This window comes from Lachnotalea sp. AF33-28, assembly GCF_003477885.1.
GTDB lineage: Bacteria > Bacillota > Clostridia > Lachnospirales > Lachnospiraceae > AF33-28.
The window spans coordinates 204,377-219,650 of the sequence record NZ_QUEE01000004.1 but is presented as its reverse complement, the minus strand read 5'-3'; the positions used below and the strand labels follow the sequence as shown (position 1 = coordinate 219,650).

The window sequence follows — 15,274 nt, the reverse complement described above, 5'->3', positions numbered from 1 at the left end:
GTAATAAAAAATATTTCAAAGCCGGGAGTAATGGATTCTTTATTCCGGTATAAATAATTCTTCCACTGTAACGTGTAATTCCCTTGCAAGATTCAATGTTACGATTTTTTTATAATCTCTTCCCGGATTGTTTTTAATTATCCAGAATCATTTTTTCATCAATCTTAGAAAAAATAAAAGGAATACTGTATTTATATTGTTTGCCGTTATCATAATCAGATAATGTCAGGGTAATTGTATCTTCTCTTATTTTTTCATCTTTAGGAACTGTATAAGTAAAAGACATAGCGGATAAATCGGATATTGTTCCATTTGCCGCAGAAACAGTATAATCCCAATTTTCTATGTCCGCAGTAATAATTACAGTTGTTTCTTTTTCTTTTCCCATTTCTAAAGTGGGTTTATCGATTTGCACTTTAAATGGCGAAGATGCCAATGTATCTTCAGTTATTTCAACAGTCTCGCTATTGTTTATGTTTTCTGTAGTTACTTTTGGTTCTTGAATAGATTCAGTGTTTTCTCCATTCGCGTTTGTATCTAAAGTATTTTGGGAACACGCACAAAAAAACAAGGAGCATAATGTCAATATTGCCACCGCTTTATTTACTTTCATATTCGTCCTCCTGAAATCAAATGTTTTTCAATCCTACAAAGATTTTACTTTATTGGAGCATATCTGGTTGTTGAAATAAGTTTAACATATCTATGAACAATCTACAACGTATTTCCTCTTACATGCGAAAAAACCGAATTTACCACTTGACAAGATAGCAAAGAGTTGATGACACAGGACGAAATCGCAGTTATGGACGGAGGAAAATGTATTTTGCAGTTGCGCGGCGTGCGCCCATTTTTCAGCGACAAATACGATATAACGCAGCACCCGAACTACAAGTACCTTTCCGACTTCGACAAGAAAAACGCTTTTGACGTTGAACGGTATATGTCCACCCGTCCGGCAATCGTAAAGCCCGACGAACCTTTTGACATATACGAAATAGATTTGTCCGACGAGGACGCAGCCGCCGAAACGTAACGGCGGCATTTTTATTTCCCACAACATTTTTTGAGCCGTTTTAGCGGCAGAAAGCGAGGTTTATATGGATTTTTTCAACAGCGCAGTTGACGTATTGCAGACTTTGGTAATCGCGCTTGGCGCAGGACTTGGCATTTGGGGCGGCATTAACCTCATGGAGGGGTACGGCAACGATAACCCCGGCGCGAAATCGCAGGGCATGAAACAGCTTATGGCGGGCGGCGGCGTCGCCTTGATTGGCCTTACCCTTGTCCCGCTGCTCTCCGGCCTGTTTGGATAATGCCACAACCTAATACTACCCGCCGCGCCCTCTCGGAAACGGGAGGGCGCGGGAAAGGAGGGATTAGCTTTTGATATGGCAGATGATTGAAGATTGGTTCCGGGGCATTTTGACAGACGGAATACTCTCTAATCTCTCCGGGCTGTTCGACAGCGTAAATACAGAGGTTGGAGAAATCGTAACGCAAGTCGGCACAACCCCCGCCGGGTGGAACGCGGGTATATTCAATATGATACGCAGCCTTTCGGAAAACGTCATTGTGCCGATTGCGGGCGTTATCATTACCTTTGTCATGTGCTACGAACTAATCCAGCTTGTAATTGAGAAAAACAATCTGCACGATCTCGACACTTGGATATTTTTCAAATGGATTTTCAAAACCTTTGTTGCGGTGCTGCTGGTAACAAATACTTGGAACATCGTCATGGGTGTTTTCGACGTTACGCAGAGCGTCGTCAACGACAGCGCGGGCGTTATCCTATCCGACACAAGCATAGATATTGCAACCGTTATCACCGACATAGAAGCAAAGCTGGACGCTATGAGCGTCGGCGGGCTTTTGGGGCTATGGTTTCAATCCCTCTTTGTGGGGCTTACCATGAAAGCCCTCTCTATCTGCATTATGCTTGTGGTGTACGGTCGCATGATTGAAATATACCTTGTAACGAGTATTGCCCCTATCCCCGTTGCGACAATGGTAAATCACGAATGGGGCGGCATGGGACAGAATTATTTGAAATCCTTGCTTGCCCTCGGTTTCCAAGCGTTTTTAATTCTTGTGTGCGTCGGCATTTACGCGGTATTGATACAGACAATCGCAGCAACCGACGACATATCCGGCGCGATCTGGTCTTGCATGGGCTATACCGTCCTCTTGTGTTTTACGCTTTTCAAGACGGGAAGCCTTGCAAAATCCGTATTCAGCGCGCATTAAAGGAGGTGGACTATGGCGTATGTAACCGTCCCAAAGGATTTAACCAAAATCAAAAGCAAGGTAATGTTTAACCTTACCAAAAGACAATTACTCTGTTTCGGCGCGGCGGTGGCTATCGGGCTACCGCTATTCTTTTTGACAAAGGACAGCGCGGGAACGACAACGGCGGCTTTGTGCATGGTGCTTGCCATGCTGCCTATGTTCCTACTCGCTATGTACGAGAAGAACGGGCAACCGCTGGAAGTGATTATACGGCAATTTGTGGAAGTGAAGTTTCTTCGCCCCAAAGAGCGACCTTATCAGACCAACAATTTTTATACTGCCCTTGCGCGGCAGGAGCGATTAGATAAGGAGGTACGGGCGATTGTCAAAGGAAAAGGGAAAGACCCAAAACGAAAAGCGTAAACTTACGCGGCAGGAAAAGAAACAGATCGACGCGCTTATCCGGCAGGCAAAGGGCGACGGGAAGCCCCATACGGCGCAGGACAGCATACCGTTTGAGCGAATGTATAAGGACGGGATTTGCCGCCTTGCAAACGGGCGGTATTCCAAGTGCATTGAGTTTGAAGATATTAACTATCAACTTGCGCAGCCGGACGACAAGACCGCCATTTTTGAAGCCCTTTGCGATATGTATAACTCTTTTGACGCTTCTATCAGCGTGCAGCTTTCCTTAATCAGCCGCCATGCGAACAAGGAAGATTTTAAGAGTAGTATCACGATTGCCCCGCAGAATGACGACTTTGACAGTATCAGAGCCGAATACACCGAAATGCTGCAAACGCAGCTTGAACGCGGCAACAACGGGCTTATCAAGACAAAGTTTCTCACCTTTACCATTGAAGCAAAAGATATTAAATCGGCGCGGGCGCGGCTTGCCCGTATCGAAACGGACACGCTGAACCATTTTAAGGTGATCGGCGCGGCGGCGCGGGTACTGGACGGGAAGCAGCGGCTTGAAGTGCTGCATGGGCTTTTCCACCCGGACGGGGAACGCTTCAATTTTGCATGGGAATGGCTACCCGTAAGCGGCCTTTCCGTCAAAGACTTTATTGCCCCGTCCTCTTTCCGTTTTGGCGACGGGCGAATGTTTCAAATGGGCGGGAAGTTTGGCGCGGTTTCCTTTTTGCAGATTGCCGCGCCGGAACTTTCAGACCGTATGCTTGCCGACTTCATGGAAGCGGAGAACGGGATTGTCGTCAATCTGCACATTCAGAGTATCGACCACAACGAAGCAATCAAGACTATTAAGCGGAAAATCACCGATTTAGACCGCATGAAGATTGAGGAACAGAAAAAGGCAATCCGCAGCGGCTACGACATGGATATAATCCCGTCCGACCTTGCCACCTACGGCGGCGAAGCGAAAAACCTTTTGCGGGATTTGCAGAGCCGGAACGAGCGAATGTTTTTGCTTACGCTGTTAGTTTTGAATGTGGCAGACACAAAGCAGAAATTGGACAACGACGTATTCAGTGCCGCAAGTATCGCGCAGAAATACAACTGTATGCTCACCCGCCTTGACTATCGGCAGGAACAAGGGCTTATGTCCTCTATCCCATTGGGCGAAAACCTAATCCAAATCCAGCGGGGCTTGACGACTTCCAGCACCGCTATTTTCGTCCCCTTTACGGTACAAGAACTGTTCCAAAGCGGCGAAGCGTTGTATTATGGCTTAAACGCATTATCGAATAACATGATTTTGTGCGACAGAAAACGGCTGAAAAACCCAAACGGCCTTATCCTCGGCACACCGGGCAGCGGCAAGAGTTTTTCGGCAAAGCGCGAGATCACCAACGCTTTTCTCATTACCGCAGACGATATTATCATTTGCGACCCGGAAGCGGAGTATTACCCCCTTGTGGAACGGCTGAAAGGACAGGTTATCAAGGTTTCGCAGAACAGCACGCAGTACATTAACCCGATGGACATAAACCTCAATTACAGCGAGGGCGACACGCCCATAGCCTTAAAGAGCGATTTTATCCTTTCCTTTTGCGAACTCATTATGGGCGGCAAAAATGGGCTGGAAGCGGTTGAAAAGACCTTGATTGACCGCGCCGTTATCAGCGTGTACCGCAGCTACCTTGCAGACCCGAAGCCAGAGAATATGCCGATTTTGGGCGACCTCTACAATGAAATCAAGAAGCAGCCGGAAAAGGAAGCGCAGCGTATCGCGTCGGCATTGGAACTCTATGTAAACGGCAGCTTGAATGTGTTTAACCATAGGACAAACGTTGATATTCATAACCGCCTTGTCTGCTTTGATATTAAAGAACTCGGCACCCAGCTACGAAAACTCGGTATGCTCATTGTCCAAGACCAAGTTTGGAACAGAGTTACCATAAACCGCAGCGAGGGTAAGGCGACGCGGTACTACATCGACGAGTTTCATTTGCTGCTCAAAGAGGAACAGACCGCAGCGTACAGCGTTGAGATTTGGAAGCGTTTTCGCAAATGGGGCGGTATTCCAACAGGTATCACCCAAAACGTGAAAGATTTGTTGTCGTCCCGCGAGGTGGAGAACATCTTTGAAAACTCGGACTTTGTGTATATGCTCAACCAAGCGCAGGGCGACAGGGAAATCCTTGCAAAGCAGCTTAATATTTCGCAGCAGCAAATGACCTATGTAACCCATTCCGAAGCGGGCGAGGGGCTTATTTTCTACGGCAACGTGATTTTGCCGTTTATTGACCGTTTCCCGCAGGACACGGAACTGTACCGCGTCATGACGACCAAACCCGGCGAGGTGTCGGCATGAGGATAGAAACGGATAAAATCTATTGCGGCGACAGCTTGCAGGTGCTTCAAACCTTGCCGGATAACTGTATTGATTGTTGCGTAACGTCCCCGCCCTACTATGCCTTGCGAGACTACGGCGCAGCCGGGCAGATCGGGCGGGAAGCAACGCCGGAAGAATATGTTTCCCGCATTACAGCGATTTTCCATGAGGTAAAGCGGGTGCTTGCGCCGGAGGGTACTTGTTGGCTCAATATCGCAGACACTTATTGCGGCACAGGCAGCAAAGCCGGCCACCAAGACCCTAAATATCCCAAAGGCAGGAACGGGCAGCAAGTGGCGTTCAACCACCGCGCCCCCGGCTGCAAGCCGAAAGATTTAATCGGTATTCCGTGGCTTGTAGCCCTTGCCTTGCGGGGCGACGGTTGGTATTTGCGCAGTTCTATTATCTGGTACAAAACAAACCCCATGCCGGAAAGCATGCGGGACAGGCCGACCCGCTGCTATGAATATGTGTTTCTGCTTACCAAGTCAAAGAAGTATTACTACGATTGGCAAGCGGTAGCCGAGCCGATAGCACCCACAACGGCGGGGCGGCTGAAAAGCGGAGTTAGCAAAGGAAACAAGTATAACGTTACTGTTCCGGGGCAAAACCAACCGCAGAAAATCAACCGCCCCCGCGAAAAGGGCGCATACGCCGACGAGTTGATTTCTCCCGTCCGCAGCCGCCGCAACGTTTGGCAGATCAACAATGTCGCGTATCATGGCGGGCATTTCGCAGCATACCCGCCCAAACTTGCGGAAACGTGCATTTTGGCGGGCTGTCCCGTGGGTGGGATTGTCCTTGACCCCTTTTTCGGCAGCGGCACGACGGGCATGGTAGCAAAGCGGCTTAACCGCCGCTATATCGGCATTGAGTTAAACCCCAACTATTGCGAACTTGCAAAACAGCGGATTGGAGGTGATGAAGATTGAGCAAGGAACTGAAAGCCCCCGACAAGGTAACGCAGAAAATGACCCGCGACGGTGCGGTTGCACAAAACCTTACGACGGGCGAAACGTCCAGTATCAGCGAAAGGCCGCAGGAGGAAAACTATTCAGCCCCCGCAGGGGCGGCAGCGGAAAAGGTTGTGCAGCATATCGGCGCAGAGGTTGAACGACACGCGGCAAAAGGCGCGGAGAAAAAAGCCCTTGACGCGGCGCAGCTAAAAAACCATACTTCCCGCTTGCAGTTTTCCGAAGCGGAACGGGCAACGCCGGAACTTCAAAAGGCAATTAAGAAATCGGACAAGGCGGCAGGCCGTTTAGATGCGGCGCGGGCAGCTATCCCCAAGCAGACCAAAATCAAGAAAGAGCGCGTTTTTGACGAAGCGAAAGGCAAGGCAAAAACGCGCCTTTCCTTTGAAAAGACCGATAAGCCCCCAAACGGCAAGTTGCGGCATAACCCCTTATCCCGTCCGGCGCAGGAGTTAAACAGTACCGTACACGGGAAAATCTACGAGGTAGAGAAAGAAAACGTCGGTGTGGAAAGCGGGCACCGGGTAGAACTTGCGGGCGAGAAAGCGGGCGGCATGGCGGCGCGGGCAGCAAAGCGCAGCATACGCAGCCATAAGCTGAAACCCTACCGGGCAGCGGCGGCAGCGGAGAAAAAGGCGGTAAAGGCAAACGCCGATTTCCTCTATCAAAAGGCGTTGCATGATAACCCCGCTCTTGCGCACTCCAACCCCATTTCCCGCTTTTGGCAGAAGCAGCGCATTAAAAAGCAATACGCAAAAACGCTGAAAGCGGGCGGCAAAGTGAAAAAGACCGCCGAAGCCACCGCAAAGGCGGCGAAGAAAACCGCGCAGGAAACCAAACGGGCGACGTTCTTTGTTGTCCGGCACTGGAAAGGCTGCTTGATTGTGGGCGGGATTGCCTTTATCGTGCTGCTGCTTTTCGGCGGGCTGTCCTCTTGTTCCCTTTTTGGCGGCAACAGCGGCAGCGGTTTGATTGCGTCGTCCTATCTCTCCGAGGACGCGGATATAACGGGCGCGGAAAGCGCGTATGCCGCTATGGAAGCCGAGTTACAAGATATGCTGGACAATATCGAAAGCGAATACCCCGGCTACGACGAATACCGGGTAAACGCGGACGAGATCGAGCATGACCCCTATGTGCTAATCTCTATCCTCTCCGCGCTGCATGAGGGCGTGTTTACTCTCGATGAAGCGCAAAGCACCCTTGAAATGCTCTTTGAGAAACAGTATATCTTGACGGTTACGGAGGAAGTCGAGGTACGCTACCGCACCGAAACGCGGACGGACAGCGAGGGCAACGAATACGAAGTTGAAGTACCCTATAACTATTACATTCTTCATGTGGATTTGGAAAACTTCAACCTTTCCCATGTTCCCGTTTATATCATGGGGGAAGAACAGTTGTCCCTATATGCAATCTATATGTCGTCCCTTGGCAACCGTCCCGATCTGTTCCCGCAATCCGGCTATGTTTCAAAATACTATGAAAACCCGCCCGCCGATTACGAAGTACCCACCGCGCTGCTTAATTCCGATGAAAAGTTTGCGCGGCTCATGGAGGAAGCGGATAAATACGTCGGTTTTCCCTATGTGTGGGGCGGCAGCACCCCGGAAACCTCTTTTGATTGCAGCGGATTTGTGAGTTATGTGTTGACGAACAGCGGCCTATACAATACGGGCAGACTTGGGGCGCAAGGGCTTTACAACATCTCAACCCCTGTTTCTAACCCGCAGCCGGGGGATTTGGTTTTCTTTACGGGTACATACGATACCCCCGGCGTTTCCCATGTGGGGATTTATGTGGGCGAGGACGGGGACGGAAGCCCCGTCATGCTGCATTGTGGCGACCCTATCCAGTATTCAAGACTGGACACCAGCTATTGGCAATCCCACTTTTACGCCTACGGGCGGTTACATTACAACTAAAAGGAGTTGAAAAATGAATATTGTATCTTTTGGCGGCGGCACGAATAGTGCCGCCTTACTTATTGGCCTATACAAGCACAAAATCCCGGTTGACCTTATCACCTTTGCCGATACGGGTGCGGAACACCCGCATACCTATCAATTTGTTAAGGTAATCAATCAATGGCTTGCGGAACGCGGTATGCCGCAGATTACCGTTGTGCAGTATGTTGACCGCTACGGCAACCGCCTACCTCTTGAAACCGAGTGCTTGCGCTCTCATACGCTCCCGTCGATTGCCTACGGGCATAAGCGTTGTTCGCAGAAACACAAAATCGCACCGCAGGAAAAGTTTTGCAACCACTATGCGCCTTGCCGCGAAGTATGGCAGCGCGGCGAGAAAGTCAACCGCTATATCGGCTATGACGCGGGAGAAGTGAAACGGTATGAACATTCCCGCAAGTACAACGAAGCCGACAAAAAATATCATAACCGCTACCCTCTCATTGAAGAATGGGGCTGGAACAGGGACGATTGTATTCGGGAAATCAAAGCGGCAGGATTGCCGCAGCCGGGTAAATCGTCCTGTTTCTTTTGTCCGAGCATGAAGAAACAAGAGATTTTATATCTCAAAGAACACTATCCCGATCTATTTAACCGGGCGGCGGCTTTGGAAGAAAACGCTATGCCCTATCTTAAAACCGTTAAGGGATTGGGGCGCAGCTATTCATGGAAAGAACAGTTTGGAAAGGAGTAAATGACTATGGCGAACACGAAACTTGACCGTATCGAAAGGGATATTGAGAAAACGAGGGCAAAAATCCTTGAATACCAAAAGAAGCTGAAAGACCTTGAAGCGCAGAAAGTCGAGGAAGAAAACGCACAGATCGTGCAAATGGTAAAGGCAGTACACCTTGACGGGACGCAGCTTGCCGCGTTCCTCTCCGCTTACGCCAGCGGCGAAATCACCTTGCCGCAGCCGGAAGCCACTTACCCCGCCGAACAGGAGGACAGCGACAATGAAGAATAAAAAGCTAATCCGAAAGTTTACCGTATTGCTTGCCGCGCTGGTTATCATGTGCGGCCTTTCTGTTACCGCATACGCGGGCGGCGGGTCTGAAAGCGACTTGCCGCCTACCCCTGTAACCGAGGAAACGCCCCCACCGGAAACCGAGCCGGAGGAAACGACGGGCGGCTATGAGCCGCAGCCCCTTACCCCGGACGGTAATATGTCCCTTGTGGACGATATTACGGGGGAAGCGTCCGGCGACAAGCAGTTTATCACCGTCGTAACCAAAAGCGGCAACTATTTTTACATCATCATTGACCGCGCCGAGGACGGGGAAAACACCGTCCATTTCCTTAACCAAGTGGACGAAGCGGATTTAACCGCCCTTATGGAGGACGGGCAGACCGAAGCCCCCGTTTGTAGCTGCACCGAAAAATGTATTGTCGGAAGCGTCAACACCGCTTGCCCCGTTTGCAGCGTCAATATGAGCGAGTGCGCGGGCGTGGAAGCCGAGCCGGAGCCGGAAGAAACCGAGCAGCCGCCGGAAGAAGAAAAAGGCGGCGGCATGGGTATTCTGCTTGTCGTGCTGCTTGTTGCCGCAGCGGGCGGCGGCGCGTTCTACTACTTTAAGATTTTGAAGCCCAAAAAGGACGCGGCGAAAGGCAGCAGCAACCTTGACGACCTTGATTTTGACGAGGACGACGAGGAAACGGAAGAAGTAGAAACCGAACAGACCGAGCAGGAGGACGACAATCTATGAAACTTGTAATTGCAGAAAAACCGAGCGTCGGGGCGGCGATTGCCGCCGTTATGGGCGCGAATGAAAAGCGCAGCGGATATTTTGAGGGCAACGGTTATCTTGTGTCGTGGTGTATCGGGCATTTGATTAGCCTTGCAGACGCGGCGACCTACAATGAACAATTCCGTAAATGGAAGTACGACGATCTCCCCATTGTCCCGCAGGAGTGGCGGTTTATTGTTGCCAGCGGCAAGGAGCAGCAGTTTTCCATTCTCAAAGACCTTATGCACCGCAGCGACGTTACCGAGATTGTCAATGCTTGCGACAGCGGACGCGAGGGAGAACTCATTTTCCGCTTTGTCTATGAACAGGTGAATTGCAAAAAGCCCTTTTCCCGCCTTTGGATTAGCAGCATGGAAGAAAGCGCAATCCGCGAGGGCTTCTCTAATCTCAAAGACGGGCGCAGCTACGACAACCTTTATCAATCCGCGCTTTGCAGAGCAAAGGCCGATTGGCTCATTGGCATTAACGCGACCCGCCTTTTCTCTATCCTCTACCATAAAACATTGAATGTCGGCAGAGTGCAAACGCCCACCCTTGCTATGCTGGTAAACCGCGACTATGCAATCAGCAGCTTTAAGAAAGAGAAATATCATGTTGTCCGGCTGGACGTTGGCGGCGTTGCCGCCCTTTCGGAACGGCAGGACGACGAAGCGGCAGCGCAGCAGATGAAAGCGGCTTGCGAGAAATCGCAAGCCGTTTGTACTTCCCTCAAAAAAGAGAAAAAGACCGCAGCCCCGCCGAAACTGTTTGACCTTACCGCGTTGCAGCGCGAAGCTAACCGCCTGTATGGATTTACGGCGAAACAGACCCTTGATTATACGCAAGCCCTCTATGAAAAGCGGCTTTTGACCTATCCCCGCACCGACAGCAAATATATCACTTCCGATATGCAGAGCAGCACAAAGGAACTCATTACCGGGCTTTGTTCGCTGCTTCCCTTTATGCAGGGGGTAAAGCTGCAAGCAGGCCTTACAAGGGTTTGCGATAACAGCAGAGTAACCGACCACCACGCTATTTTGCCGACAGCCGAGTTTTTGAAAGCGGGCTTTTCTTCCCTTGCCGACAGCGAAACAAAACTTATGACCCTTGTGTGCGCGAAGCTGCTTTGCGCCGCAGCCGCGCCCTATGAATATGAAGCGGTTACGGCGGTTATCTCTTGCGGCGGTTATACCTTTACCGCAAAGGGCAGGACGACGCTTTGCGAGGGGTGGCGTGAGATTGAAAAGCTGTCCCGCGCCGCGTCCGAGGAACAGGACGAGGACGCAGAGCTGGAAGCCGTTTTGCCGCCGCTTGCCGAGGGGCAGACCTTTGACAATCCGGCAGCGGAGATCTCCGAGCGTTACACGCAGCCCCCAAAAGCATATACCGAAGATACGTTACTTTCGGCTATGGAGAGCGCGGGCAAGGAGGACACGCCGGAGGACGCGGAGCGCAAAGGGTTAGGCACTACCGCAACGCGGGCGGGTATCATTGAAAAACTCATTAGCGCGGGCTTTGCCGAGCGCAAGGGCAAAAAGCTAATCCCCACAAAGGACGGGTATAACCTTGCCGCTATTCTGCCCGAAGTCCTTACGTCCCCGCAGCTTACGGCAGAATGGGAAACCCGCCTTACCGGGATTGCCAAAGGCAGCGACAGCCCAGACGATTTCATGCGCGGGATTGAGGAAATGACAGCGGGACTTGTCAAAACCTATTCCGCGATTTCCGAAGATAAAGCGAAGCTGTTTGCCCCGCAGCGGGAAGCAATCGGCACTTGTCCCCGTTGCGGCGCGGCGGTTTACGAGGGCAAGAAAAACTACTACTGTTCCGACAGGGCGTGCAGCTTTGTTATGTGGAAAAATGACCGCTTTTTTGAGCAGCGCAAAAAGGCTTTCACAAAGGCGATTGCCGCCGCCCTTTTGAAAGACGGAAAGGTAAAAATCAAAGGTATGTACTCCACCAAAACAGGAAAGACCTTTGACGGGGTTGTGCTGCTTGCCGACACAGGCGGCAAGTATGTAAACTTCCGCGTCGAGCAGAACCGAAAATGATTAGGCTTGATGAAAAGCAGTATCGAGCCGTTAAGAAAATGACCCGCGCCGCGTGCGCCAACAACGATTGCGGGAACTGTCTGCTATTGGACGACGGGGAAACTTGCGTTTGTGTGCAGAGTATCAGCTATTCGCTGTTATGCCGTTATTTCCGCGAAGCGGTTTTACCCGCAGACAGGCAGCTATGCGAACAGATCACCCGCAGCGGGGAAACCGATTTGAAGCGTTGCGCGGTATGCGGCAGCACGTTTGCGGCGGGCAGCAACCGGGCGAAATACTGTCCCGATTGCGCGGCAAAGATACGCCGCAGACAGAAAGCGGAAAGCGAAAGAAACAGGCGTTTACGGATAAAAACAACTACATAGCAAGCACAGCAAACGAGTACCCGTTTGCGAGAAATGCTCGCGCTGCTCTATGGGAAGCGCGGGCATTTTGCTTGTTGGGATAGTCCCAAACCCTTAAAAATCGAGAAAGGACGTGATGAAACAATATGCCGTACACCTCATACGACCATGACAAATTAGAAGCCGCCGAAACCATGCGGATAGAACGCCGGATATATTTTGAAGCAAAGGACGGGGATATTGCCCCTTATGCTTCCTTGCCGATTGCGCAGCTACTTTCCATGCGCAGCGAAAGCGCGGCGGCAGAACAGGCGATTTTTGACAGCTTAAAGGAGCAAGCCGCCGCATGGGAAGAACAGGCGGGGAAAACGCTTTTGCTGGATAAAGCATTGGAATATGTGAGAACGCCGCACGTCCAGCACACCGCGAACGAGTGGCAGGAAAACGAGTATAACCGCCACACCCGCAGCAACCGGGTATATCAGATGAATTACTACATTTACGAAAATACCCGCTACAACCAAGAAGCGCAGAAATCTATCCCGTATTCATGGACGCTTACATGGAGCGTGCGAACCAACAGCCCAAGCAGAACCCAAGCGAAGATCGCCGGACAGGATAGAAAGGTTTTCACCGACAAGGCAGCTATGGAAAAGTATCTGAATGGGCGTATCAAAGCGTATGACCGCTTGTTTACGGAAATCTCCCCGCCTATCCCGCAGGAGTACGCCGACTATTTCAAAGTAAACGGTATGCTCATGCCGGACTACACCATAGAGGGTGAGGAACCCCCGCAGCAGCAACAGGCGGCAGCTATCCCCGATAATACCGGGCAGGAAAAGGAGCGTGAACACATGAGCGAACAGTTTTCTATTATGATAGGCAACCGCAGCCGCTTTGAAGCGGGCGACCCAAGCGGCTATTGGCTGGATATGCCCGCCACAAAGGAGCAGTTACAGGGCGCTATGCAGAGCGTCGGCATTACCGCCGATAACCCGCAGGATTTTTCCATTCGCGGCTATTCCGACGACCCGGAGAAACATATTGCCTTGCCTTATGAAATGGTATGCGCCGCCGACGTGGACGAACTCAATTTCCTTGCGGCGCGGCTCGAACAGCTTGACCCCGCCGAGATCGGCAAGCTGAACGCAGCTTTGCAGCAGAAAAACGGGCTTGCAAATATTGGACAGGTAATTGACTTCACCTACAACGTGGATTTTTACGTCCATATCCCCGAAGTACATACCTACCGCGATTTGGGCGACTATTACTTAAATCAATCCGGCATGGTACAAATGCCCGAAGAATGGAAAGGCGGCATTGACCTTACTACTTTCGGAAGAAATGCCGCCGCGCAGGAAAAAGGCGCGTTTACCGAATATGGTTATATCGTGGAAAGCGGCGACGAGTGGGAACGGCAGTTTGAGGGGCGCGAAGTGCCGGAGGAATACAAGATTATGAGTTACCCGCAGCCGGAGCGCAGCGAACAGGACAAGACCTATATGGACGCAGCCGAAGTGCAGCAAGCAGCCGTACAGACCGCCGAGCCGCAGCAGCCCCGCCCCGTCGTCCCCATTATCCTTACTTCTGAAAAGCCCGCCGAAAAGGTAAAGGAGATTACCGCCCGTTTGGAGCAAGGCGTACAAGCAATTTTTGACAGCGACCGCTATAAAGAGTTTTTAACCGCTATGTCAAAGTTTCATGATTACAGTCTGAACAATACGATTTTGATTGCCATGCAGGGCGGCAATTTGGTAATGGGCTTCCGTCAATGGGAAAAGGAGTTTGACCGCCATGTAAAGAAAGGCGAGAAAGGCATTAAAATCTTTGCCCCCGCACCCTACAAGGTGAAAAAGCTGGTTGATAAAATCGACCCCGAAACGAGAAAGCCCATGCTTGACCGCGAGGGAAAAGCGATTAAGGAAGAAAAGGAAATCACCGTCCCCGCCTTTAAGGTTATAACCGTCTTTGATATTTCGCAGACCGAGGGCAAGGAGTTTCCCGACCTTTCCGTTAAACCGCTGCTTGCCGATGTGGAACAGTACGAGGACTTTTTCGCTGCCCTTGAAAAAGCGTCCCCCGTTCCGATTGCTTTTGAGCAGATCACCAACGGCGCAAACGGATATTTCAGTTTGACCGATAAGCGAATTGCTATCAAAGAGGGCGTGAGCGAGTTACAGGCGGTAAAGACCGCCATTCACGAAATCGCCCATGCGAAGCTGCATGACGTGGACTTAAACGCCCCGCCGGAGGAACAAAACCGCGTTGACCGACGCAGCCGCGAGGTACAGGCTGAAAGCGTTGCCTATACGGTGTGTCAGCATTTCGGGCTTGATACGTCGGATTACTCTTTCGGGTATGTTGCCGGGTGGAGCAGCGGCAAGGAAATGACCGAATTAAAAGCGTCCCTTGAAACGATACAGGCGACCGCAAAGGAACTCATTACCGAGATTGAGGGGCATTTTACCGAATTGCAGCAGCAGCGGCAAGCCGAGCAGGAGCAGCAGCCCCCCGTATTTGACAAGTTACCGCCCGAACAGCAGCAAGCCTTGTCCGATACTGTAAAAGATACCTTGCAAATGCTGGTTGACGCAGACAAGCGGATTTACGGCGACGTTACAGGCAAGACCCTTGAAGCAATCGCGGCGCAAGGCTATTCCTACAAGGACGGGCAGCTTGAAAAGCAGCAGCCGGAAGCGACCCCCGACAGCCTTATGACGGGTGAAACCGTTAGAACGCCGAGGGGCAATTTTCATATTACCGATATGACCCGCGAACAGATCGAAGCGGCGGGCTTTGGTTTTCACCATGCGTCGGAGGACGGGAAGTATCTCATTATGGGGAATGGTACACAGGCGTTTGCCATAGCCGCCGAGCAGCCGCAGCGGGATAATCCCTTAAAGCACGTTGAGGACATTGTAGAGCAGAACGACAACAACTTTGACGGGCTTATCAATAACACGCCGCAAACGCCCACCGTCGCGGATTTGGAGCAGCGGGCAAAGGCGGGCGAAGCGATCTCCGTTACCGACCTTGCAAAAGCGGTAAAAGCCGAGAAACGGGAACAGCCGCAGAAAAAACCGTCCATTTTGAAGAAGCTGGACGAATACAAGAAACAGGCGGCGCAGCAGCCGAAAGATAAACAGAAAGAGCATAAAAAGGATTTGGAGGTTTGATAG

Annotated in this window: 13 protein-coding genes and 1 pseudogene; 13 read left to right on the top strand and 1 reads right to left on the bottom strand. The window is 51.1% G+C overall.

Features of this window, described 5'->3' with window-relative positions:
* Window positions 1-133 precede the first annotated feature (133 nt).
* Window positions 134-613 carry a murein transglycosylase gene (locus DWZ56_RS07545; protein ID WP_117553120.1) on the bottom strand — a complete coding sequence of 160 codons (480 nt, stop codon included), beginning with the start codon at window positions 611-613 and terminating at the stop codon, window positions 134-136.
* Window positions 614-772: 159 nt separating this feature from the next.
* Here DWZ56_RS07545 and DWZ56_RS07540 point away from each other — a divergent pair.
* The 13 genes and pseudogenes from DWZ56_RS07540 to DWZ56_RS07480 all read left to right on the top strand — a co-directional run.
* Window positions 773-1,036, top strand: a pseudogene (locus DWZ56_RS07540) (VirD4-like conjugal transfer protein, CD1115 family); the annotation flags it as partial.
* Window positions 1,037-1,100: 64 nt separating this feature from the next.
* Window positions 1,101-1,316 carry a Maff2 family mobile element protein gene (locus DWZ56_RS07535; protein WP_002604482.1) on the top strand — a complete coding sequence of 72 codons (216 nt, stop codon included), beginning with the start codon at window positions 1,101-1,103 and terminating at the stop codon, window positions 1,314-1,316.
* A gap of 82 nt (window positions 1,317-1,398) precedes the next feature.
* Complete coding sequence (locus DWZ56_RS07530; RefSeq protein ID WP_118555928.1) at window positions 1,399-2,250, top strand: VirB6/TrbL-like conjugal transfer protein, CD1112 family; 852 nt, start codon at window positions 1,399-1,401, stop codon at window positions 2,248-2,250.
* Window positions 2,251-2,262: 12 nt separating this feature from the next.
* The gene (locus tag DWZ56_RS07525; protein WP_118555762.1) at window positions 2,263-2,655 is read left to right on the top strand and encodes a PrgI family protein; all 393 of its coding nucleotides are present in this window, start codon (window positions 2,263-2,265) and stop codon (window positions 2,653-2,655) included.
* Window positions 2,615-5,011, top strand: coding sequence for a VirB4-like conjugal transfer ATPase, CD1110 family (locus DWZ56_RS07520; protein ID WP_118555761.1), 2,397 nt, complete (start codon window positions 2,615-2,617; stop codon window positions 5,009-5,011). The genes DWZ56_RS07525 and DWZ56_RS07520 overlap by 41 nt, the downstream gene beginning before the upstream one ends.
* Entirely contained in the window at window positions 5,008-5,964 is a 957-nt protein-coding gene (locus tag DWZ56_RS07515) for a DNA-methyltransferase (RefSeq protein WP_118555760.1), read from the top strand. The genes DWZ56_RS07520 and DWZ56_RS07515 overlap by 4 nt, the downstream gene beginning before the upstream one ends.
* The gene (locus DWZ56_RS07510) at window positions 5,961-7,931 is read left to right on the top strand and encodes a C40 family peptidase (protein WP_118555759.1); all 1,971 of its coding nucleotides are present in this window, start codon (window positions 5,961-5,963) and stop codon (window positions 7,929-7,931) included. Before DWZ56_RS07515 ends, DWZ56_RS07510 begins: the two co-directional genes overlap by 4 nt.
* Before the next feature lie 13 nt (window positions 7,932-7,944).
* A complete protein-coding gene (locus tag DWZ56_RS07505) occupies window positions 7,945-8,667 on the top strand; it encodes a phosphoadenosine phosphosulfate reductase domain-containing protein (protein ID WP_118555758.1) in 723 nt (240 codons plus the stop codon).
* A gap of 6 nt (window positions 8,668-8,673) precedes the next feature.
* Entirely contained in the window at window positions 8,674-8,940 is a 267-nt protein-coding gene (locus DWZ56_RS07500; RefSeq protein WP_118555926.1) for a DUF4315 family protein, read from the top strand.
* Window positions 8,930-9,679: a DUF4366 domain-containing protein gene (locus DWZ56_RS07495; RefSeq protein WP_118555757.1), complete on the top strand. Its 750-nt coding sequence runs from the start codon at window positions 8,930-8,932 to the stop codon at window positions 9,677-9,679. Before DWZ56_RS07500 ends, DWZ56_RS07495 begins: the two co-directional genes overlap by 11 nt.
* Window positions 9,676-11,751 carry a type IA DNA topoisomerase gene (locus DWZ56_RS07490; RefSeq protein ID WP_118555756.1) on the top strand — a complete coding sequence of 692 codons (2,076 nt, stop codon included), beginning with the start codon at window positions 9,676-9,678 and terminating at the stop codon, window positions 11,749-11,751. The genes DWZ56_RS07495 and DWZ56_RS07490 overlap by 4 nt, the downstream gene beginning before the upstream one ends.
* Entirely contained in the window at window positions 11,748-12,116 is a 369-nt protein-coding gene (locus DWZ56_RS07485; protein WP_007860200.1) for a cysteine-rich VLP domain-containing protein, read from the top strand. The genes DWZ56_RS07490 and DWZ56_RS07485 overlap by 4 nt, the downstream gene beginning before the upstream one ends.
* A 125-nt stretch (window positions 12,117-12,241) precedes the next feature.
* Window positions 12,242-15,271: an antirestriction protein ArdA gene (locus DWZ56_RS07480; RefSeq protein WP_118555755.1), complete on the top strand. Its 3,030-nt coding sequence runs from the start codon at window positions 12,242-12,244 to the stop codon at window positions 15,269-15,271.
* Window positions 15,272-15,274: the final 3 nt, after the last annotated feature.